Source organism: Candidatus Darwinibacter acetoxidans (assembly GCF_041936445.1).
Taxonomy (GTDB): domain Bacteria; phylum Bacillota; class Limnochordia; order Darwinibacteriales; family Darwinibacteriaceae; genus DTU010.
Map to the genome: position 1 here is coordinate 1 of NZ_JBHGXH010000065.1, position 1,003 is coordinate 1,003.

Consider the following 1,003-nt stretch of genomic DNA (forward strand, 5'->3'; position numbering starts at 1 on the left):
TGCAATAACCATAAAGAACCCAACTTTTTTGACAATGCCTTTTGATCCAATTTCGCTGTCGAGTCTCTTCTCAACAAACGCAGCCCCGATACCGCTAAGGTAGTCAAACACCACAAACGTAACAAACACCTTCAATGGCAAACTCCACCCTCCAAAAAGAAAATGGAGCGCTGTCGCTCCAAGTGCAAAGCCAGTCTGCCAGATTGTTTGTTTTTCCACGCCACCACCTCCAATAAAAAACCGCCCGGAAGCGGCCTATAAAGAAACCCCTGCTAGTGTCAGGGGCTCACTGCCTTGCTTATGATTCACCTGCCTCGCCTTCCAGACTTACACATGAGAAAGCCCCGCCGGAGCGGGGCCATGGTTGTCAGACATCTCCCCGAAGCAGGTATTCGCCCCGGGGAGCTTGTCCCCTCCTCAACGAAGCACGAGGCGTCCGGTGCGACGGTCTACCCGGCACATCTCCCGGTAGAGCGGAACCAACGTCGAGGCCCGGTGGTCGTGCAGGAGGCGGCTGGCCTGCCGCATGTAGAGCTGCAGGTACCAGTACCTGCGATCCCGATCGGCAATTGAGAGCGCCTCGCGAATGTCCGGCGGCTCCTCCAGCCCGCGTTCCTGGAGCTGACGGGCAAACATCGCTCGGACCGCCCGAGGCGGAGGGTCGGCCGCATAGATGCTCCGCGTGAATCCTTGGGGCATCGGTGCCCTCTCCAGCCGCTCAGCCACAGCCCCCAGGAGCTTCTCATCAGGTGCCTCAACCTGGACCAGAACCAGGCCTTCCTCCGGCTCGAACGGCGGTTCGTCCGGAAACTCCGGGTCCGCTGGGTCCTCCGCTTCCCAGATAGACACGATCTCTCCCAGGTCGTCCAGCGCGGCCCAGACCCTGGGGTGACCCGATGCGGTGAGGTAATCCCAGGTCACAGACACGGTGGGGCTGCTCGACTGCAGATACGATTGTGTGCCCCAACGTGTTCTCTCATTCTCGAGGCGGAAGCTGACCCAC

Annotated in this window: 2 protein-coding genes; both read right to left on the reverse strand. The window is 59.6% G+C overall.

The genetic code is table 11. The features are described 5' to 3' along the window. Positions 1-219 (reverse strand): phage holin family protein (locus ACE4YL_RS02435; RefSeq protein WP_461369128.1); only part of this gene is annotated, 219 nt, incomplete at its 3' end. A gap of 198 nt (positions 220-417) precedes the next feature. After that, complete coding sequence (locus ACE4YL_RS02440; RefSeq protein WP_461369129.1) at positions 418-927, reverse strand: hypothetical protein; 510 nt, start codon at positions 925-927, stop codon at positions 418-420. Positions 928-1,003 lie beyond the last annotated feature (76 nt).